Source organism: Streptomyces sp. NPDC047869, from assembly GCF_040704065.1.
GTDB lineage: Bacteria > Actinomycetota > Actinomycetes > Streptomycetales > Streptomycetaceae > Streptomyces.
Genome location: NZ_JBEYRK010000019.1, coordinates 44,543 through 63,351 on the forward strand (window position 1 = coordinate 44,543; position 18,809 = coordinate 63,351).

The following is an 18,809-nucleotide window of genomic DNA, read 5'->3' on the forward strand; positions in this document are numbered from 1 at the left end:
GCCTCGCAGGCCAGCCGGAATCCGCGTGCGAGATCTTCCAAACTGGTGCTCCAGGACCCGGGCAGCGGCGCTTGACGGGTAGTTGAGACTCCGCCGACCGCACGCCTCTGCCGCTCGTGTCAGGGCCCGAGCTTGTCGTATTGGGGGTCGAAGCAGACCAGCCCCATGGACTGCGCCAGGGACGCTGCGAAGGTGGAGGCTTCCTCGGCGATGCTGTAGCGCATCGGGAAGTAGATCAGTGGGCCGCTGGCCTCACCGATCAAGGGTCCGGTCGACCAGCGGGAGGTATCATCCTCGTCCTCGGTCAAGTCGCACCAGCGCTCAAGGAGCCCGGCGACGTAGGCCGCGATGCGTTCGGTCGGCGGGTGGTCGGTATCCGAGTCGATGTACCGCGCGTAGAGGTCTTCGACGAGACGAACAACTGGGTGCGGCCCTCGAAGACGTCGATCAGGGGAACGGCCCCGGTGCCCGTGACGAGCGGGGTGGACGGATCCACCTCGGTCATGGGCAGGCGCCGCCGCGCGGCGGCGATCGCGTCGCCCTCCCGGGTGTGCGCCTTCTCCCGGGCGCGCAGGGTGTCGATGGCGGTCAGCCACTCCCGGCGGGAGACGACCGGCGGCGTATTCACAGCAGTCATGCCTGTACTGACCCGGCAGCCCATGAGAACTCATCGGTTGGAGCCCGAGGCGGGCGAGAGGCCATTGCGGTACAGCAGCGAAGTACAGCAACCTCAGCGTCCAGCAGCACCCAGCATCGTCCGGCATAGCCATCACGGCGGCCTGCATGACTGGAAGAGGTCGGCCCAATCATTGAGCGGCTCCTATTGGACGCTCACAACACCGCAGTTACGCAGGAGACGGCGCAGGCCTTGCTCGAACGGAGGGACCTGGTCGGTCTGCGCGCGGTGCTGGCGGCGCTGTCGCGGGCTGAGGAGTGGTGGAGGCGGCGTACGACACTGTCCAGCACGGTCGCCGCTGTCCCCGCCGTGACGACGGCCCTGCACGACGGCGCCAGACCCGCCGGCCTCGCCGTCTGCGCCCTGTGCTGCGTGCTCTGGCTGGGCTTTCTGCTCCTGGCCCAGTACCGCATCCGCGTCCTGGCGCAGGAGGGCGTGCCCCCGGCCCCACGCCGTCCCTCGCCACGGTGGCGGCTCTGTACGCGGTTGCCCTGGCGGTGTGCGGGGCGGCTCTGGTCGTCTAGCCGGGCCAGCCGGGCTAGAGGGCGCCCTCGTAGTCGGGGGCGGGTTCGGGCCAGTCCACCTTCACCACGATCTTGCCCCGGGTCCGCCCCTCCTGGTTCAGCCGCTGCGCGTCCGCCGCCCGCTCCAGCGGGAACGTTTGCGACACGTGCACGGACACCACGCCCTCCTCGGCCAGCTCGGACAGCCGTGTCAGGTCGTCGGCGTCGGGGCGGACGAAGTAGTACAGGCCGCCGTAGCTGACCACCTCCGGGTCGGCGATGGAGACCAGGCGCCCCTCCGGCGTCAGCAGGTCCGCCGAGGTCTTCGTCGTCTGACCGCCGATCGTGTCCAATGCCGCGTCCACGCCCGCGGGCGCGAGCGCCCGCACCCGTTCGGCCAGCCCCTCGCCGTACGTCACCGGTTCGGCGCCGAGCGAGCGCACGTAGTCGTGGTTGTACTCGCTCGCCGTACCGATGACCCGGGCGCCCAGGTGCGCGGCGAGCTGGACGGCGATCGAGCCGACCCCGCCCGCGGCGGCGTGCACGAGCACGGTCTCGCCCGCCTTGACCTCTATCACCTTGGTCAGCGCCTGGAAGGCGGTGAGCCCGGCGAGCGGCAGCCCTGCCGCCTCCTCGAAGGAGAGGTTGCGCGGCTTGCGAGCCAGCGTGCGCACGGGGGCGGCCACGTACTCGGCGAAGGTGCCCCGGGACAGGAAGTCCTCGCGCACGTAGCCGATGACCTCGTCGCCGACGGAGAACTCCGGTACCGAGGCGCCCGGCTGCACCACCACCCCGGAGACGTCCCAGCCCGTGATCACCGGGAAGACGGCGTCCAGGATCTGGTCCAGGTAGCCCTCGCGGCACTTCCAGTCGACGGGGTTCACCGCCGCGGCCCGCACCTTCACCAAAACAGTGTCGGGTCCGACCTTGGGATCGCGGACCTCGCCGTACTCCAGCACCTCGGGGCCGCCGTACCGGCTGTAGCTGATCGCCTTCATGGCTTCGACCCTCCGGGGTATGCGAACGCCACGCAAGCCAGATGACCCGATATGAGCTGCATGCGTGGCAGCCTTTCACCAGTCAACACCTCGTACCCCTGAAGGTGAGCACCAGCGCACGCCTGCCAGACCGGCGCCCCGCATCACACGCGCGATCCGGTTGTGGTTGATGTGCTCACCCGCCTCGCGAAGCTCGGCGGTGATCCTTGGAACGCCATAGGTGCCGTCCGACTCGCGGTGCACGACCCGTATCCGGGCGGCGAGGCGAGCGTCGGCCGCCTGCCGGGCGGCCCGGTCCGCGGCCGTCCGACGCCAGTAGTAGAAGCTGGAGCGGGCGATACGAGGATGGTGCACAGCCGCTTCACGCCGTAGCGGCGGTGGTGGTCGGCAACGAACTGGAAGCGGTTCACCAGCGCGTCTCCCCGGCGAAATACTTCCCCGCCTTGCGCAGGATCTTGCGTTCCTCCTCCAGTTCGCGGACCTTCTTGCGCAGAGCGGCGTTCTCCGCCTCGAGCGGTGTCGGCGGCTCGGTCGGCGTCTCCGCCCGGCGTCCCCGCGGCCGGCTCGCGCCGGCCGCCCGGACCCAGTTCCGCAAGGTCTCGGGATTGATTCCCAGATCGGCAGCGACCTGCCGGATCGTCGCCTCGCGCCGCGACTGGTACAGCGCGACCGCGTCCGCCTTGAACTGCGGCGGATAGTTCTTCATGACCACGAGATGTCCGTTCTCAGATCCTCAGGATCCAGCGTCTCGTGTGTCCAGGATCAAGGGTCAAGGCCCGTGCCCGCCCCGCCGGCCGATGCGGTGGGCCACGGTGTGGCGGATGACCCGGCTGGGCCGGCCGCCGGTCATCTGATCAGGCGGAAGCGGCCTTGGACTGGGAGCGCAGCCACCCCGGTCGCGGGCGTCCGCGCCCCGGGCCAGTGCCTCCCGATCCGTCTCCGGCTCGACCGGGCCGATCGGAGCCGGGGGAGCGGCGGAGGTGGTGGAGACGGTGGGCTGAGAAGCAGGACGGGTTGCCGCCGGCTTCTTGCGGGCGGTGGGCCTCTTGCTGCGGGTTCGAGTGGCGGCCACGCTGCCTCCTTCCAGATCGGGTGCCCCCCCCCGGACAGGGCGGCGGGGTCAGGGGGCCAGGGGGCGCTGGGCGGGCAACGCCACGTCCTACGCGAGCTGCTGGCGCAGCCATGCGACGGCGGCCGGGGTCATCACTCCGGTGTCCGGCTCACTGATCGGCGCGGTGTCGATGTCGTGCGTCGCGTCGGTCGCCGGGAGCAACCGCATGTAGGCGGGGTCGACCGCGGCGCGGGCGCGGTTGCCGCTCAGCTCAGTCAGGTCGTAGAGGACCTTGCGGGTGTCGGCCTGCGTCCAGGACCGCTCCACGCGTCCGACGAAGGTGTGGCCGGGCAGCCCGAGCCAGAACCGTTCGACGTCGCGGAACAGGACGATGTCGCCCCTGGTGTAGGTGCGCGGCGCGAACGTTCGCACGCTGCACGTCCTGGCGCCCGCCCCCGTGAAGGCTGGCCCCGCCGCGGCGGCCGCCGACCCGACTCCGCCGACCGTGCCCGCCGCGCCGGTGGAGCGCCGGCCCCCGCCGGACGGTTACCACCGCGCAATCGAGGCGCACCGCCAGGCCGCCCGGCCGTCCAGGCTGGACCCGGCCATCACGGAGGCGGTGCAGCGGCAGACTGCCGCGATGCGGGAGCTGTCCCGCCGCGCGTTCTCCGAGCCCGAAGTCGTCCCGGACGATGCGCCGACCCCGATCGAGCAGGTGCGCATCGAGCGCCGCCGACAGGCTGAGGTTACCCGCGCAGCCGCGCTGCACGGGGCCCGGCAAGAACGCGGGGGCTGGGAAGCAGGTGTGGTTGAGCGACGGGTGACCGGTGAGGGACGGCACCAGAAGGCTGGAGCGGCTGCACCGCGCCGCTCGACGGGTCGAGTTGCGCTTGAAAGTGGGCGCTACACGTCGTGAGGGCGGCGGCGCAGGCGGAGCTGACCCGGCTGGCGGGCATGCTGGAGTGGCCAGAGACGGCGCTGCGGCTGCTGGCCCCCCTGTTGGTCCGCGCCCCTGACAGGCTGCGGTCGAACAGGACCCGGCTCACTGCTCGATGGACATTTTGTCTGATAGGTATCTATCGGGGTGCTCGCCTCTATGAAGAAGATCATGACGCTCACAGCCGCCATGACGTTCGCTGCTTCGCTGCTTCGCTGATGTCGGGGGCTGCCAGTGCTGCTCCGATGCCCGCGCAACCGCACCCATGGGACAAGCGGGGCAAGTGCCAAACAAACGACCCAGAGGGCAGGCACATCGTCACCCGCTATGGGAACTCAGAACTGGGCTGGTACCACTTCACCGGCCGCCACAACATCAAGAAGTGCTCCACCCTGTATGCGGCCCTCCACGGCCGCGTGGACCGGGACGACCATCACGGGCATCTGGAGTACGACGGGATCGAGTTCGAGACGGGCGTGCCGAGGCCGCGGCAGGTGAGGTTCACGGTAGTCGTGCAGTACACGCGTAAGACCACGGACGGCCACTATGATGCCGGTCGCGGTCAAAAGATCGGCGTCATCACGGCGTATTGCCACAACCAACCGGGGAACAAGTGTCCGGCATGGGCCAAGCTGTGAACTCTCCTGAACCAGGGAGCGAGCAGGCGGTCACGGGCCGTCTGCTCGATCTCGTTCGTACCTTCGTCACCACGCATGTGTCGTGGAAGCCGCTGTTCATCGGCGCGGTCATCACGGGCGACGACCGGATGCGCCTCTATTTCCGTTCACCTGAGCGCGATCGCACATACGGTGTGGACGTGCTGATCAGCCATACGGGGCCCGGCCTGGTTGGCTCTCTGGTTTCCCCGGCGTTCCTGGCGAACGAGCATCTGCATCAGCCTTCCGACGATCCGCACTGTGACGTGATCGTGGATCTCACCGACTACTGACAGATGTAGCAGGAAGAGGGCGGCCGGCATCCCGAAGCCCAGTACCTCGCACGGTCTCGAACCTTCGCCACGCTCTCCCCCTGCTGTGTCGACTTCGTCGTGGGCACCGTTCCGGCCGCGCCCAGGCGGATCCGCCGATCAGCAGCAGCCGGGCGGAAGTGGCCGGCTACTCGCGGCGCGAGAGTTCCTCGGGGCGGGCACGTGCCGGGTGACGTACGGCTGGCCGCTGAAGTCGACGGTGATCGGAAGTTCACCCAGTGGGCCCCCACGAAGGCCAACCTGCCGGCAGCGCGAGGGCAGTGCCCACGACCGTCCTGGAAGCCGTCGTTGTCGGTGCTGGCTGCGAGCATGGACAGCGACGATGAGCAGCTGCTGTGCGGCCGGATCTACGGGAAGGACTCACCCAGGGACCGGCTACAGACACTGACGTCATGAGCGAGAGCAGCGAGAAGGTTCACCAGCCGGGCGAGATCCTCCCCCAGTCCGGGATCTACGAATGCGACTGCGGCCAGGGCCACGAGTACAGCACCGACGTGAAAGGGCACCGGTTCCCGCCCCTGCATGAGGCCTGCAGCGGCAGCGGCTGGAAGCTGAAGGCCGCCTCGCACCCCGGGCCCTGAGCAGCAGGGCGCCCGCCCCTTGGTCGCGAGGCACGCGGTCACGGCACCGGCCGCAACCCCTACAGCTCGCTCCCGAGGGCTGGTCGGTGCGGCATGGCTCTTCTACGGAGGCCAACCGGTTCGGCCGGGCTCCGACGTCGCGTTCCACGAGGACCGGGCCACGGGAAGCCTCCGCTTGCCCCTCTCGCATTGAACAGCACACACGAGCGGCAGCGGCAGGCCGAGGGAATGTTCGCCGGGCTCTTGTCGTTGCACAACACGTGATGGTGAAGGGGACAGTGTCCCCGGGCCTCATCTATTGCCTGCGGGGACGATCGTTCGGCTGAAGCCCCGCAGAGCCTTTCGGCGCGTAGGCGACCGCCCTTCACGATCACACCCTTTTCAGGATCGGCCTCGGACAGCGCACGCTGTCCGAGGCCGATCCTTGTCTTAAGTCGACGATGCCGAGGCCCGTGTCGGGCCGGCAGTGGGGGCAGGCGCTGGTGCCGTCGGCGAGCAGACGGCGGGCCTCGTCCTGTTCCACGGGCCGGCGTCGTTTGCCCGCCATCTAGCAGGAGCCGCGATGGACCTGCACCGGGGGCCGGCCGACACCGATACCGAGTTCGACGACCCACTCCACCCGGCATGGCGGCCTGGCCGGATTCAGCGGCTCTTACGTTCTGGAGGTCGAGCGCGCCTGGCGGTTGATGCGTCACTCCAGGTGTCGCCGCACAGCGCCGCCCGACAGGGGGTGTGGGCCGGAGCTCGGCGTCCCCCTACCGATGCTCCGGCAGCCTTCATGAGGCGTCCCGGCGGCGCGAGCGGTGGCCGAGCGACCCGCGTAGGCAGCCGACCGCGATGATCCCGACGCAGTGGCGCTGGATGCACAAGACGTACGCGTGGGAGCCATACAACCTCGAGAAGAACGACCAGGTCGCCGGGTCGAAGGTGTTCGAGTGCGTGGCGATGGCACCCGTCTCCCACCGGAGGAAGCGCGCCGGCTGCAACCGCGGTTGACGTAGCAGCTGAGCAGATCTCGATCAGGTCTGTGAACTCTGCAGGGTCGGATGGCGTGGGTGACGGAATTCGGGGGCGGGCTGACCGAAGATCTCTCCGGGAACGTTCCCGTCACTGGGCCGACGGAACGTTCCCGTGCTGACGCGAGACCGGAGGAACCGCCATGGAGCCGGATGACCAGATCATGCAGGGTCCCGGGGAGCAGAGAGTCGCCGAAGCGGCGGAACGTATCGTGGCCGAGGGCCGGCAACGGCTGCACCGCACCTGGACGTCGCTGGTGGCCACCTCGCTGCTGGGCGGTATCGATGTCGGTGTCGGCGTCATGACGCTGCTGTTCGTGCGGCACGCGACCGGCAGTGAACTCCTGGCCGGACTGGCCTTCTCCGTAGGGCTCATCGCTCTGTTGCTCGGGCACAGCGAGCTCTTCACGGAAGGGTTCCTGGTGCCCGTCGCCACCGTCATCGCCGGCGCGGCCACCTGGCTCGACCTGGTGCGCATGTGGGCGACGGTCCTGGTGATGAACCTGATCGGCGGATGGGTCTTCATGTGGCTGGTCATGCAGGCCTATCCGGACCTGCACCGCACCGCTGCTGCTCTGGGCGCGCACTTCGTCGACGCAGGCTACACACTGGGCACCTTCTGCCTCACCGTGCTGGGCGGCGGCGTCATCACCCTCATGACCCGCATGCATCACGGCACCGAGTCCATGACCGGGAAGATCACCGCGTCGATCACCACCGCGTTCGTCCTGGCGGGGCTCGGGCTGTGGCACTCAGTGCTGGACTCCCTGATCGCGTTCGCCGGCCTGCACACCGGCAGGACGTCCTACGGTTACGCCGACTGGCTGAGGTGGCTGGCCTGGGCGGTCCTCGGCAACATCGTCGGCGGCCTTCTGCTGACGACTGCACTGCGCCTCATTCGCAGTGCCCCGGTGCTCAGCGCCGACAACGAGTCGGCGAAAGCCGACTCCTGACGCCCGCGAAGTGGGCATGGAGCCCCGCGGCTCACATCTCGTCCGCTGACCACCGACCCTCCAAGCCCGCTCCACCTACCGGCCTGTCCCTACGGCTTCGAAGCGACGTGGTCTCGCTCAGTTCGTGTCCGGGGCAGGTGAGTCGTGACCAGGCAGCGGACCGGGAAAGGAGCGTCTGTACCCGCCGGGAGGCGGGTACTCACGTGATGCCTGAAGGACGGGTCACGTGGGCCCGGCGTCTGCGCCGGATACGCTGCCGCTCCTCCCGCTGCGGGGCATGCCCTTCGACGTCCGCTGCGGCCACCTGCACCTTTTCGTTCCTGCGCGCGGCCCCCTTTTTCGTCGGTGGCGGCCTCCCTCCAGGGCCGTCAGTACCTCCTCGTGCGCGGCCATGCCTGCTGCGTTGTGGTGGGGGTGGGGCACCGTGGAGTCCGCACTGACCAGCGACATGTCCACCTGGCCCCGCCGTGTCGCCTCGGCGACTCGTCCATCAGGTGCTGGAACACGCCCGCGTCACGCCACTGCAGAAACCGATGATAGACGGTCTGTCAGGCCGCGTGCCCGGCCGGCATGTCCCGTCATGGGCTGCCAGTGCGGAACCGCCAGATCAGCCCTCGAACTGCTGCCGCAGCCGCTCGGGGTAGGGGCCGAACGTGCCTAGCGGCAGGAGCGGCTCGATCAACTTCCGTTCTTCGTCAGTAGGTTCTGCAGGCGTGCGCTGGCGGTCTACCTGACCGGCCGGCGGTCCGAAGCCGGATCTCACATGGGGGCGCCGCCAGTTCGTCTTGCGTTGCAGCACCCCAGTTCAAGGGGTGCGACGGATTTCGAGATCCGTAAGGACCGGACGAAGGCTCAGGGCAGGAAGAAGCTCACCCGGGAGCGGGAGGCATACTCCCGGCTCATGCAGCAGGGCATGAGCAACCGGGAAGCGTGCCGGATCGTCGGGATCGACAGGCGGACCGGCCAGAAGTGGCGCAGCGGGCGTCACGCATACGGAAACCGGAGGTGGCGTTGGCGCTCGAGCGGGGCCGCCGTCGGTTGCGGGCGGATGGTGAGGATCTGCTGGGCGTGACCGAGGGGGCCGTGGACGTCGTGCAGGACGCTGGTGGTGACGCCCTGGCCGGTGGCGCCGAAGGTGACGGTGGTGTCGAGTCCGGTCCAGCGGCCTTCCGGTTGGCGGTGCAGGTGGATGGTGAGGTCGACGTTGGGGAACATCCAGGCGGTGGGTGGCTGGCGTATGGCGATGCCGTTGGCGGTGTCGACGAGCGCTACGTAGGACGCGAGCGGGCTGGACCTCTGTCCGGCGACGAGGTCGAGGCCGGTGGAGATCCAGGCGGTCGTGCGGCCCGGCTGTGGGGCGGCGAGGGGCCGTACGTCCAGGGAGGCGATGTAGCCGCCGGGCCACACGTCGGTCAGGGGCCACGAGGCGAGCTTGTCGGGAGAGGTGAGCGGTTCCGGGGCGCCGCCGGCGACGGCGGTGGTGTCACCGGCGGCGAGCAGCCAGGCGCGAGCCCGCACCACAGGGCGGTCGGCGATGAGCGCGGTGGCTTCGATCAGTTCGATCGTGCGGCCGGGCCGGATCGTCTCCACCCGGATCTCGCACTCGTCGAGGGCGAGGCGGCCGAGGATGTCGAAGCTGATCCGGGACACGAGCAGGCTGTTGTCCGCCCGCCTGGCCAGGTGGCGGTCGATGGCGTGCACGGCGAGGCCGCCCAGCGGGCTGAAGTGCTGTTCGTCGGGGTCCCACGCCCCGCTCGCGTGCGCGGTGGGCTTGTAGCGGCTGGTGTCGATGGGCTCGTAGTAGCTGCCGGTGCTCAACAGGGTGTCCTTCTCAGTGGGTCAAGGCTGTGCCGGCCAGGGTTACATGGACGGCTGTGCCGCCGGGGATGCTCAGCAGGGCGTTACGACGCCACAGGTGAGGGCCGGTGGTGACGGTCAGCGCGGCCGGACGATGTCCTCGTCGATCATCCACTCGACGTGGTACTCGCCTGGTGCCGCGGCAGGATCCCCGCACCAGCGGACCGCGGTGTGACCGAACGATGTCCGGACATCCGCAAGCCAAGGCCTTCGGGAAACTTCGCGACCTTCACCAGTTCGATCAGCACCTCTCGATCATGCGGCATCCGCGTTGCCGGCGGAACGCGTGAAGTGCCGGCGCTGCCCGACACGGGTCGTCGGAACATGTGCATTTGACGCGGCCCCGGGCGTCACCCGGGGCCTGCCGTGGTGCGCGCCGCGGACAGCCGGGTGTACGCGACGGTCGGTCAGGCGGTGGGCGCGGTGTGGACGCGCTCGCCGTCGATGTAGGTGAGGTGGACACGGGTCTCGGCGATGGCCTCGGGCGGAACGCTGAAGGGGTCCCGGTCGAGGACGACGAGGTCGGCCCGGTTGCCGGGGCGCAGACTTCCGGCGTCGTCGAGGTGGTTCACATAGGCGCTGCCCGCCGTGTAGGCGGTGAGTGCGGTGGTGAGATCCAGGGCCTGCTCTGGCAGGAACGGCTTGTCGGCGGCGCCGGGCAGGGTGCGGTTGACGGCTACGTGGATGCCGGCCAGGGGGTCGGGGCTGGAGACGGGCCAGTCGCTGCCGGCGGCGAGGGTGGTCCCGGCGCGCAGGAGGTCACCGAAGGGATACTGCCAGGCTGAGCGTTCCGGGCCGAGGAAGGGGATGGTGAGCTCGTCCATCTGGGGTTCGTGGGCGGCCCAGAGGGCCTGGATGTTGGCGGTGGCTCCCAACTGCCGGAAGCGGTGGATGTCCTCCGGGTGGACGACCTGGAGATGGGCGAGATGGGGGCGGGTGTCACGGTTGCCGTTGGCGGCGCGAGCGGCGGCGACGGCGTCGAGGGCTTCGCGTACGGCGCGGTCGCCCAGGGCGTGGAAGTGGACCTGGAAGTCGGCGGCGTCCAGGGCGGTGACGTACTGCTTGAGGGCTTCGGGGTCGACGAAGCTCAGACCGCTGTTACCGGTGGCGCATCCGCAGCCGTCGAGGTAGGGGGCGGTCATGGCCGCGGTGTGGTTCTCCGCGACCCCGTCCTGCATGATCTTGACCGTGGAGCAGCGGAGGTTGCCGTGGGTGAGGCGCTGCCGGTTGTGAAGCAGGTCGGGGATCTGTTCTTCGCCCACGGACCTGCGCCACCACAGCGCGCCGGTCACCGAGGCGGTCAGGGTGCGGTCACGGGCCGCGGTGAGATAGGCGTCGGAGGGATCGGGGTAGCCGTCCGCCCCGCACAGCAGGGCGTCCTGCCAGGCGGTGATGCCGAGGCCGTGCAGGAGTTCCTGGGCGCGCAGCAGTCCGGCGAGACGGTCGGCCCCGGTCTTGGGCGGCAGGTGGGCGCCGACCAGGGCCACCGCGCCTTCCTGGAGCATGCCCACGGGGGCGCCGGCCGGGTCGCGTTCGATGCGGCCGTCCTGCGGGTCGGGGGTGGCGGCGTTGATGCCGGCGATGTCCAGGGCCCGGGTGTTGACCCAGGCGCCGTGGTGGTCCCGGTTGAGCAGGTAGACGGGCCGGTCGGGTACCAGGGTGTCGAGGAACTGCCTGGTCGGTATGCCGCCCTCGAAGCTTTCCATGGACCAGCCGCCGCCGGTGATCCACTCCCTGTCCGGGTGGGCGTCGGCGTAGGTGCGGATGCGGCGGGCGTACTCCTCGGGGTCGGTGGTCCCGGTCAGGTCGCACTCGCCGAGTTCGATGCCGCCCATGACGGCGTGGATGTGGGCGTCCTGGAAGCCGGGCAGCAGCAGGCGGCCGTGCAGGTCGACGACCTCGGTGCGCGTTCCGATGAGGTCCTTGACCTCGTCGTGGCCGACGGCGGTGATACGGCCGTCGGTGACGGCCAGGGTGGTGGCCCGGGTGCGAGCCGGGTCCGTGGTGAGGACCGGGCCGTTGGTGAAGACGAGGTCCGCGGCGGGCTGGGACATGAGGTGGGGAGGTCCAATCGCTGGGGGTGTACGGCGGAGTCGGAATGGCGCCGAGGTCAGGACAGGGAGTCGGCTTCGGCGGCCGGGACGGTGACGTTCGGAGTCGTCCGGGTGAAGGCGGGGGCACGGCGGTACCACTTGGCGACCGCGGACACCACGAGGCCGGCCGCGAGGATCACGGTGGGGCACAGCAGGTTGAACCAGCCGTTGTCGACGCTGACGGCGAAGGTGTCGCTGAGGGTCGCGTAGTACAGCGCGAGGTAGGCGCCGAGGGCGAACAGAAGGACGGCGCACACGGACGGCACGAGGACGGCCAGGACGGCTTCGCCCGGGCTGGTGCGGATGAGGCCGCGGAAGCGCAGGGCGCAGGCGATGGCGGTGAGCCCGTAGTACAGCGCGACGAGGATGCCGATGGCGTTGACCGCGGCCAGGATCGCCTCGTTGAGCTTGGGAATCACCACGGTCAGGACGGCGACGGCGGCGGAGATGACCGTGACGACGACGGTGCCGGCGGTGGGCCCGCCGTGCCGGGCGCTGATGCGTGCCCAGACGGGTCCGAGGGTGCGTTCGCGGCTCATGGCCAGGGTCAGTCGGGCGGTGGGGATGATGCCGGCCTGCAGTGAGGCGACGGCCGAGAACATGAGGGCGATCAGCGGGAGGGTGGCCCAGGGCTCGTCGGCGAGCCGGGAGGCGTAGTAGGTCAGGCCCTGGGGGCCGGTGTCGCTCATCTCGGAGGCGGTCATGACCCGCTGGAAGGCGACGGCGCCCAGGAGGAACAGACCGAGCATGGTGAACAGGGCGATGTAGCTGCCCCGGGCCGCGTCACCGGCCTGCTCCGTCTCCTCGGTGACCGAGAACGCGGCATCCCAGCCCCAGTAGAAGAAGACCGCCAGGACCAGGCCCTGGGCCAGGGCGGCGGGCGAGTCGAAGGCGAACGGGCTGAACCAGGACAGGGAGATGGACTGGTCGCCCGCGATCAGACCCCAGCAACTGAAGACCAGCAGCACGGCGTACTCGAAGACGAGCAGGTAGGTCTGCAGACGGGTGGCCTTGTGGACGCCGGTCACGGCGGTCACGGTGACCGCGGCGAGGACGAGCAGGCCGATCAGGGTGCACTGGAGAGTGGAGTTGGCGTCCAGGTGCCGGCCAAGAAGGCTGTTGACGCCGGCCTTGTGGGCGCACTGCACCAGGACGGAGCCGGTCACGGACGTGGTGTAGGCGAGGAAGACGACGCCGCCGGCGAGCGGGACCCAGCCGGCGATCATCCCGAGCCACGGGCCCATGCTGCGCCCGACCCATACGTATCCGGCGCCGCAGTTCGGTTCCGCCTTGTTCAGGCGGGCGTACGCGCTGGCGATGCCGAGCATCGGCAGGAAGCCGAGCAGCAGGATGAGCGGAGTCTGCCGTCCGGTGATCGAGGCGAGCACGCCCATGCCGATACCGATGCTGGTGGTCGCGGCGGTACTCGACGCGGCCAGTACGACGCCGTCGACGACGCCCAGCGATTTCTTCAGCTGTGGGGACGAAGTGGTGTGTTCCATGGGCAACCGGTCCAGGGTGGCGGGACGCACGCGCGGCGTCCGTGAGCGGTGGAGGAAGGGGTACCGGTGCGGCGGCCGGGGCCGCGGTGGTGCGCGGACCGTCGCCGCGTCGCGACGTAGGAGTGGTGGATACGTCGGACCCGCCCAGGCGCGGCCGTGCCGCCGGACTGCCGGTCAGGTCGGCCCGGACCGACCCGACCCGCGCAGTGACCGTCGGTACGAGCCGCACGGACGTGTCGCGCTGGTGGAGCCACATCAAACAGCTCTGGACTTTTAAGGTCAATCGCGTTGTCATAAGAGCGGTCTGCCGCACCTTCCCTCATGGATCGGAGTCCGGGTGAGCACCTTCGATGACGCGGATGACGCCGTCCCTGCCAGCCGGCTCGCGGCCGGTCGGCGGCGCCGTACGACGCGGACGGGCACGGTGCTCAGCCAGGAGCTGATCGTGCGGACAGCGATCCGGCTGCTGAGCCAGCACGGCCACGACGCGCTGGGCGTGCGACGCCTCGGCATCGCGCTGGGGGCCGACCCGTCGGCGCTGTACCGCTACTTCCGCAGCACCGACGACCTCGTCCTCGCGGTCGCGGACGAACTGATCGGGATGAGCCTCGAAAACGTGCGGGCCACCGGTGACTGGCGTGATGACCTGCGCCTTGTCGGGATCAACCTGCACCGCACGTACACCGCCCACCCTCATGCCGCGGTGCTCGCCGCCTCCCGGGTCACCCGTCGCCCCAACGAGATGAGAGGCGTCGAGCTCGGCCTGGGCATCCTGCGTGGCGCCGGCTTCGGACTGGAGGAGGCGGCCCTCTACTACCACCGGTTCATCGACTTCACACTGGGCTTCGCAGCCATCGACGCGGCCGCCAACGCCCTGCCGTCGGAAGCCGGTGCGGCCGACCGCGCGGCCTGGCGCGAGGTGTACGCCTCGCTGCCGCCCGACCAGTACCCCCGCATCGCCGAATCCGCCCACACCCTGGCACGGACCATGAGCACCAGCGCCTACCCAGGCGCGCTGGAGGTCTTCCTGGACGGACTGCAGGCCGCACTCGACCGGCACGCCCGGTGACGGCGGGCCGGGACGGACCGATGCCGTCGCCCGCCGGGCCAAGCGGGCGCCGGGTTCGAGAATGACGTCCCGGGCGGGCGCGCCGAGGCCGCCGCTGCATGAATCCGAGTCCCCTGCACTACCGCTGCGGTGCGGGAGCGCTGCGATGCGGCGGTTGAAACCAACCCGAAGCAGTACAAGGTCCGCAGTAGTGCGCCTGGTTCCGGCCTCCCGGGGCACGCGGAGGGGAGATCACCGGTCCCAGTGAAGAGGTGGAGAGGCGGGGCGCGTGGCCGAGCAGGAGCAGGTGCTGGACGCACAGGGGAGTCGGAGCACCGGGCGGGAGGACGACCTGTTGCACGGGCTCGCGGTGGACGATCGGCAGCCGGAGCGGCCGGTGCTCCTGGACGGCGACGGCCGGCCGATCGAGACCTGGCGGGAAAACCACCCGTACGACCACCGGGTCGGGCGACGCGAGTACGAGCGGACCAAGCGGATCCTGCAGATCGAGCTGCTCAAGCTGCAGCGGTGGGTGAAGGAGACGGGGCAGCGGATCGTCGTGGTCTGCGAAGGGCGGGACGCGGCCGGCAAGGGTGGCGCCATCAAGCGGTTCACCGAGCGGCTGAACCCCCGTGGTGCCCGTGTGGTCGCGTTGGACAAGCCCACCGAGCGGGAGGCGGGGCAGTGGTACTTCCAGCGGTACGTCACCCACCTGCCGGCTCGCGGCGAGATCGTCTTCTTCGACCGGTCCTGGTACAACCGGGCGGGAGTCGAAAGGGTCATGGAGTTCTGCTCGGAGGAGGAGTACCGGCAGTTTCTCGAGCAGGCACCGCTGTTCGAGCGGTTGCTGACCGATGACGGCATTCTGCTGGTCAAGTTCTGGTTCTCGGTGTCGCGTGCCGAGCAACGCACTCGGTTCGCGATACGGCAGGTCGACCCGGTGCGCCGCTGGAAGCTGTCCCCGACCGATCTCGCTTCGCTCGACCGCTGGGACGACTACACCGCGGCCAAGGTCGACATGTTCCGGGCGACCGACACCGCGCACGCGCCCTGGACGGTCGTGAAGAACAACGACAAGCGGCGGGGCCGGCTGGAGGCGATGCGCAGTCTGCTGAACCGGTGCGACTACCCGGCCAAGGACCTGGCGGCGGTGGATACGCCCGATCCGCTGATCGTCGGCGCGGCGGACACTCTGCTGGAACCGGGTGAGCAACCAACGGCTCTCTCGCCGACACCGCTGGCAGGACCCGGCGGCGGGCCCGGGAACCATCCGGACCCGAGCTGACGGTCGGGTAGCCGACCCCTTGATGAAGAACTGGCGCGCTGGTCCGCGGTGTCTGCCCGCATGGCAGTTGAGTTCCGCCCCGTTCCCGGCCCGCGGCTCGCGTGGTCCCCGTACGGAGCGGGCGGTTCGTCTCCGGGCAGGTTGGTCGGCTGCGGCGGGTGCTGTCACACAGGCGCCGGCCTTGTCAGGGCTCTGGGGCGTACTTCGGGGTTGCGTGCGGTCGGCGGGGTGCGGTGGCTGCGGGAAGGCGTAGTTCGAAGAGGGCACCTCCGGACGGTGCTTCACCTGCGGTGAGTGTGCCGCCGTGACGGCGCGCCACGTCGCGGGCGATGGGCAGGCCGAGACCGGCGCCGCCGTCGTCACGGGCACGGGCGTCGTCCAGTCGTACGAACCGTTCGAAGATCCTGCCGCGCTCGGCGGCCGGTACCCCGCCGCCGTCGTCCGCGACCGTGAGGACGATCCGGTCGCCTTGCCCCTGGACGCGCACGACGACCTCGGTGCGGGCGTGGCGTTGGGCGTTGTCCAGGAGGTTGCCGATCACCCGGTTCAACTGACCGCGTGAACCCGCCACGTGGTGTTGCTCGCCGGCGTCGACGGATATCGGTGTGCGGTCCGCGGGACGGCGCCCGACCTCCTCACGGACCAGCTCGCCGAGGTCGACCGGTGCCTGCCCGGGCCGCTCGCCGGCGTCGAGCCGTGCGAGGAGCAGCAGATCGGCGGCGAGGTCCTGCAACCGTTCGGTGTCCTTCACGGCGCCCGGTACGTCCAGGAGTTGCGGGTGGGCCGAGCCGACTTCGAGTTGGGTGCGCAGCGAGGCGATGGGGCTGCGCAGTTCGTGGGAGGCGTCGGCGACGAAGCGGCGTTGCCGGTCGACGGCGGCCTCCAGCGCGGTGAGCGTCTCGTTGGTGGTGCGGGCCAGATGGGCCACTTCGTCGTGCGAGGCGGGTTCAGGCACGCGCCGGGAGAGATCCTCGGAGGCGGTGATCGCCGCCATCTCCCGCCGAATGCCCTCCACGGGGGCCAGAGCGCGTCGTGAGACCAGCCAGGTCACGCCGCCGACAGCCGCCAGGACCAGCGGAAGTCCCGCCAGCATCGCCAGCGCGGTGCTGCGGACGGCGCTCTCGCGGGTCGCCAGCGAGGCGCCCGCGTGGACCAGGACCGTCCGGCCGCCGAGGTCGGTGGCCTTGATGGTGGCGAACCGGTAGGGGGCACTGCGGCCGTCGACCACCGCCCGTCCAGAGCGTTCCTGAACAGTGTCACCGATGGTCCCGATGGCCGGGTCCTTCGCCTGGGGCGTCGGGTCGGCGACGCTGCCGTGGTCGTCGGAACCGTGGTCGTCCGATGCGCTGTCGTGCGAGCCGCTGTCGTCGCTGCCGCGGTCCTTGTCCCGGCCGCGGCCCCCGCCATGGTCGTCGGCCGTTTCACCGCCGAACCGGGAGGAGGAGGCCGACGATGGCGATGGCGTTGGTGTCGGGGAAGCGGACGGGGACGGGGGAGGGGAGGAAGCGGCGGTCCGCGGCACGCGCACGGCTGTCACACCGGTGCCGCTGATGCTCTCCAGACCCTTGCCGACGGCCAGCAGGTGCCCGTCCTTGTCCGTGACCTGGACCGGGATCCCCTCCTGGGCGCCGTCCGGCAGCGGCAGCCGGGCCTCTCCGCCGCGCCAGGTGGCGACCTGGAGGGCGATCCTGCGGGCCGTGTCGTTGGCCTCGTTCTGCGCCTGCTCGGTGAGGTTCATGCGCAGCGACACCAGCACCGCGACCCCGGCGGCCACCAGCGCGACCGTGACCACGGCGGTGGCCAGAAGGACCATCGTGGCCTTCACGGAACCCAGCAGCCGCCGCTTCACGAGGCCACCATCCGGTAACCGGCCCCGCGCACGGTCTGGATCGTGTCGGTGCCGAGTTTACGGCGCAGCGTGCTGATGTACACCTCGACGATGTTCGGGTCGCCGTCGTAGGCGAAGTCCCAGACGTGCTCAAGGATCTCGAGCTTGCCGACCACCTGTCCGGCCCGTGTCACGAGCTGTTCCAGCACGGCGAACTCCTTCGCGGTGAGCGTCACTTCCCTCTCACCCCGGCACACCCGGCGGGTGGCCGTGTCGACGACGAGACTTCCGACGCGCAGAACCGGCGACGCGCCGGCGGAACCGCTGCGGCGCAGCAGCGCCTTCACCCGCGCCACCAGCACCATGTAGGAGAACGGTTTCGTGAGGTAGTCGTCGGCGCCGGTGTCCAGGCCTTCCGCCTCGTCGTACTCGCCGTCCTTGGCCGTGAGCATCAGGATCGGCACATCGTGGCCCGCAGCGCGCAGGGCCGCGCAAACCCTGTAGCCGTTGAGGCCCGGCAGCATGATGTCGAGCACGACCAGATCGTGGACGCCCTCGGCAGCCAGACGCAGGCCCTCCCTCCCGTCGTGGACGACGTCCACGGCGAAGCCCTCGGCCCGCAGGCCCTTCGCCAACGAGAGCGCGAGCCGCTTCTCGTCCTCCACGATCAACAGGCGCATGGGCCAAGCCTCCCAAACGGAACCTGAAGGGATCTTCAGGTTGCTTCAGGTCCCCTTCAGCTTCCCCCCGGCACATTGGCGTCACCGAACAGACAGGACACAGAACAGCTACGACACGGGCCGGGCAGCCGTCCGGCCGGGGAGGCTCGACATGAAGCGCACCACTTCCATCGCCACCGTCCTGGCGGCCGCCGTACTCATCGGCGGCAGCGGGTACTCGGCGCTCGCCATGGGCGGCACAGACCGGCACGGCGGCGGTCCCGAGGACCGACCGTCCGCCACCGCTTCGCCGGCACCCTCACTGTCGACGTCGTCGACGTCGCTCACGGCCGCCCAGGCGGCGGCCGCCGCGCGCAAGGAATACCCGGGAACCGTCACCGAGGTCGAAGTCGACGGCGACCACCCGGGTTACTGGGAGGTGCACATCGTCGGTGCCGACCGCATCCGGCGCGAAGTGCGCGTCGACACCCGCACGGGCGCCGTCATCCTGGACCGGCGCGTCGGCGACCACCGCCCGGGCGACGACCACGCAGGCTCCACCGGCACCGGCGCCCGTCGGAGGAGTGGCCATGGTGGATCCACCAGTATCGGCGACGACCGCCCGGAGGATGACCACGGCGTCCACGGCCGCGGCGACGACCGCCTGAAGGCGGGGGACGATCAGGCCGGTGACGACGACGGACGCGGCCGGGGCCGGGACCACGACCGTGGCGGCCACGGAGTCGACGACCACTGACGTGACGGCGCGGGCGGGGCGGTGCGCGGCGGGTCGCGTGCGTGCGACGAAGTCCGGTACTCCGCTGCGCCGTCACC

The 18,809-nt window shown here is 70.1% G+C and carries 21 protein-coding genes; 9 read left to right on the forward strand and 12 right to left on the reverse strand.

The genetic code is table 11. The annotated features are described in order from the left end of the window. Positions 1-119: 119 nt before the first annotated feature. The 6 genes from AB0924_RS23860 to AB0924_RS23885 form a co-directional block, all read right to left on the reverse strand. Entirely contained in the window at positions 120-308 is a 189-nt protein-coding gene (locus AB0924_RS23860; RefSeq protein WP_358940132.1) for a hypothetical protein, read from the reverse strand. Then, entirely contained in the window at positions 305-637 is a 333-nt protein-coding gene (locus AB0924_RS23865; RefSeq protein ID WP_366912461.1) for a DUF899 family protein, read from the reverse strand. Before AB0924_RS23865 ends, AB0924_RS23860 begins: the two co-directional genes overlap by 4 nt. A 577-nt stretch (positions 638-1,214) precedes the next feature. Beyond that, on the reverse strand, positions 1,215-2,177 hold the full coding sequence (locus AB0924_RS23870; RefSeq protein ID WP_366912462.1) for an NADP-dependent oxidoreductase: 963 nt from the start codon (positions 2,175-2,177) through the stop codon (positions 1,215-1,217). A gap of 75 nt (positions 2,178-2,252) precedes the next feature. After that, positions 2,253-2,531 (reverse strand): IS3 family transposase, encoded by a 279-nt coding sequence (locus AB0924_RS23875; RefSeq protein ID WP_358940135.1) that lies wholly within the window; start codon positions 2,529-2,531, stop codon positions 2,253-2,255. Between the two features lie 52 nt (positions 2,532-2,583). Beyond that, positions 2,584-2,883, reverse strand: coding sequence for a transposase (locus tag AB0924_RS23880; protein WP_366912463.1), 300 nt, complete (start codon positions 2,881-2,883; stop codon positions 2,584-2,586). 453 nt (positions 2,884-3,336) lie between these two features. Further along, positions 3,337-3,660 carry a hypothetical protein gene (locus AB0924_RS23885; protein WP_358940136.1) on the reverse strand — a complete coding sequence of 108 codons (324 nt, stop codon included), beginning with the start codon at positions 3,658-3,660 and terminating at the stop codon, positions 3,337-3,339. On the opposite strand from AB0924_RS23885, the gene AB0924_RS23890 reads away from it, so the two are divergent. The 4 genes from AB0924_RS23890 (at position 3,638) to AB0924_RS23905 (ending at position 5,734) form a co-directional block, all read left to right on the forward strand. After that, complete coding sequence (locus tag AB0924_RS23890; protein WP_358940137.1) at positions 3,638-4,144, forward strand: hypothetical protein; 507 nt, start codon at positions 3,638-3,640, stop codon at positions 4,142-4,144. The genes AB0924_RS23885 and AB0924_RS23890 overlap by 23 nt on opposite strands. Continuing rightward, the gene (locus tag AB0924_RS23895) at positions 4,141-4,803 is read left to right on the forward strand and encodes a hypothetical protein (RefSeq protein ID WP_358940138.1); all 663 of its coding nucleotides are present in this window, start codon (positions 4,141-4,143) and stop codon (positions 4,801-4,803) included. The genes AB0924_RS23890 and AB0924_RS23895 overlap by 4 nt, the downstream gene beginning before the upstream one ends. Next, positions 4,800-5,114, forward strand: coding sequence for a hypothetical protein (locus AB0924_RS23900; protein WP_358940139.1), 315 nt, complete (start codon positions 4,800-4,802; stop codon positions 5,112-5,114). Before AB0924_RS23895 ends, AB0924_RS23900 begins: the two co-directional genes overlap by 4 nt. A 431-nt stretch (positions 5,115-5,545) precedes the next feature. Further along, positions 5,546-5,734 carry a hypothetical protein gene (locus tag AB0924_RS23905; protein ID WP_366912464.1) on the forward strand — a complete coding sequence of 63 codons (189 nt, stop codon included), beginning with the start codon at positions 5,546-5,548 and terminating at the stop codon, positions 5,732-5,734. A gap of 370 nt (positions 5,735-6,104) precedes the next feature. Here AB0924_RS23905 and AB0924_RS23910 read toward each other — a convergent pair whose 3' ends face one another. Then, a complete protein-coding gene (locus AB0924_RS23910; protein WP_358940141.1) occupies positions 6,105-6,281 on the reverse strand; it encodes a DUF6233 domain-containing protein in 177 nt (58 codons plus the stop codon). A gap of 290 nt (positions 6,282-6,571) precedes the next feature. Between AB0924_RS23910 and AB0924_RS23915 the strand changes: the two genes are divergently transcribed. Together AB0924_RS23915 and AB0924_RS23920 are read left to right on the forward strand one after the other, a co-directional pair. After that, on the forward strand, positions 6,572-6,730 hold the full coding sequence (locus AB0924_RS23915; protein ID WP_366912465.1) for a hypothetical protein: 159 nt from the start codon (positions 6,572-6,574) through the stop codon (positions 6,728-6,730). Between the two features lie 163 nt (positions 6,731-6,893). Then, entirely contained in the window at positions 6,894-7,703 is an 810-nt protein-coding gene (locus tag AB0924_RS23920; RefSeq protein ID WP_358940143.1) for a formate/nitrite transporter family protein, read from the forward strand. 984 nt (positions 7,704-8,687) lie between these two features. Here the strand turns inward: AB0924_RS23920 and AB0924_RS23925 are convergent. From AB0924_RS23925 to AB0924_RS23935, 3 genes are all read right to left on the reverse strand, one after another. Then, the gene (locus AB0924_RS23925) at positions 8,688-9,521 is read right to left on the reverse strand and encodes a thioesterase family protein (RefSeq protein WP_366912466.1); all 834 of its coding nucleotides are present in this window, start codon (positions 9,519-9,521) and stop codon (positions 8,688-8,690) included. A gap of 446 nt (positions 9,522-9,967) precedes the next feature. Further along, the gene (locus AB0924_RS23930) at positions 9,968-11,614 is read right to left on the reverse strand and encodes an amidohydrolase (protein WP_366912467.1); all 1,647 of its coding nucleotides are present in this window, start codon (positions 11,612-11,614) and stop codon (positions 9,968-9,970) included. Positions 11,615-11,670: 56 nt separating this feature from the next. Then, positions 11,671-13,155, reverse strand: a complete 1,485-nt coding sequence (locus tag AB0924_RS23935) for an APC family permease (protein ID WP_358937236.1) — start codon at positions 13,153-13,155, stop codon at positions 11,671-11,673. 337 nt (positions 13,156-13,492) lie between these two features. Here AB0924_RS23935 and AB0924_RS23940 point away from each other — a divergent pair, with 337 nt between their 5' ends. Next, positions 13,493-14,224, forward strand: coding sequence for a TetR/AcrR family transcriptional regulator (locus AB0924_RS23940; RefSeq protein ID WP_358937238.1), 732 nt, complete (start codon positions 13,493-13,495; stop codon positions 14,222-14,224). 268 nt (positions 14,225-14,492) lie between these two features. Further along, on the forward strand, positions 14,493-15,488 hold the full coding sequence (gene ppk2 / locus AB0924_RS23945) for a polyphosphate kinase 2 (protein ID WP_358937240.1): 996 nt from the start codon (positions 14,493-14,495) through the stop codon (positions 15,486-15,488). Between the two features lie 184 nt (positions 15,489-15,672). On the opposite strand, the gene AB0924_RS23950 is transcribed toward ppk2, so the two are convergent. Next, a complete protein-coding gene (locus AB0924_RS23950) occupies positions 15,673-17,301 on the reverse strand; it encodes a HAMP domain-containing sensor histidine kinase (protein ID WP_366912513.1) in 1,629 nt (542 codons plus the stop codon). Between the two features lie 32 nt (positions 17,302-17,333). Beyond that, complete coding sequence (locus AB0924_RS23955; RefSeq protein WP_358937242.1) at positions 17,334-17,996, reverse strand: response regulator transcription factor; 663 nt, start codon at positions 17,994-17,996, stop codon at positions 17,334-17,336. A 151-nt stretch (positions 17,997-18,147) separates the two neighbouring features. Here AB0924_RS23955 and AB0924_RS23960 point away from each other — a divergent pair, with 151 nt between their 5' ends. After that, entirely contained in the window at positions 18,148-18,732 is a 585-nt protein-coding gene (locus tag AB0924_RS23960) for a PepSY domain-containing protein (RefSeq protein ID WP_366912468.1), read from the forward strand. The last annotated feature ends 77 nt before the right edge of the window (positions 18,733-18,809 follow it).

Coding starts and splice junctions, on each gene's coding strand:
- AB0924_RS23865 (WP_366912461.1), bottom strand. CDS start 637: ATGACTGCTGTGAATACGCCGCCGGTCGTCTCCCGCCGGGAGTGGCTG.
- AB0924_RS23910 (WP_358940141.1), bottom strand. CDS start 6,281: ATGGCGGGCAAACGACGCCGGCCCGTGGAACAGGACGAGGCCCGCCGT.
- AB0924_RS23870 (WP_366912462.1), bottom strand. CDS start 2,177: ATGAAGGCGATCAGCTACAGCCGGTACGGCGGCCCCGAGGTGCTGGAG.
- AB0924_RS23880 (WP_366912463.1), bottom strand. CDS start 2,883: ATGAAGAACTATCCGCCGCAGTTCAAGGCGGACGCGGTCGCGCTGTAC.
- AB0924_RS23915 (WP_366912465.1), top strand. CDS start 6,572: ATGATCCCGACGCAGTGGCGCTGGATGCACAAGACGTACGCGTGGGAG.
- AB0924_RS23930 (WP_366912467.1), bottom strand. CDS start 11,614: ATGTCCCAGCCCGCCGCGGACCTCGTCTTCACCAACGGCCCGGTCCTC.
- AB0924_RS23950 (WP_366912513.1), bottom strand. CDS start 17,301: ATGGTCCTTCTGGCCACCGCCGTGGTCACGGTCGCGCTGGTGGCCGCC.
- AB0924_RS23920 (WP_358940143.1), top strand. CDS start 6,894: ATGGAGCCGGATGACCAGATCATGCAGGGTCCCGGGGAGCAGAGAGTC.
- AB0924_RS23935 (WP_358937236.1), bottom strand. CDS start 13,155: ATGGAACACACCACTTCGTCCCCACAGCTGAAGAAATCGCTGGGCGTC.
- AB0924_RS23905 (WP_366912464.1), top strand. CDS start 5,546: ATGAGCGAGAGCAGCGAGAAGGTTCACCAGCCGGGCGAGATCCTCCCC.
- AB0924_RS23955 (WP_358937242.1), bottom strand. CDS start 17,996: ATGCGCCTGTTGATCGTGGAGGACGAGAAGCGGCTCGCGCTCTCGTTG.
- AB0924_RS23960 (WP_366912468.1), top strand. CDS start 18,148: ATGAAGCGCACCACTTCCATCGCCACCGTCCTGGCGGCCGCCGTACTC.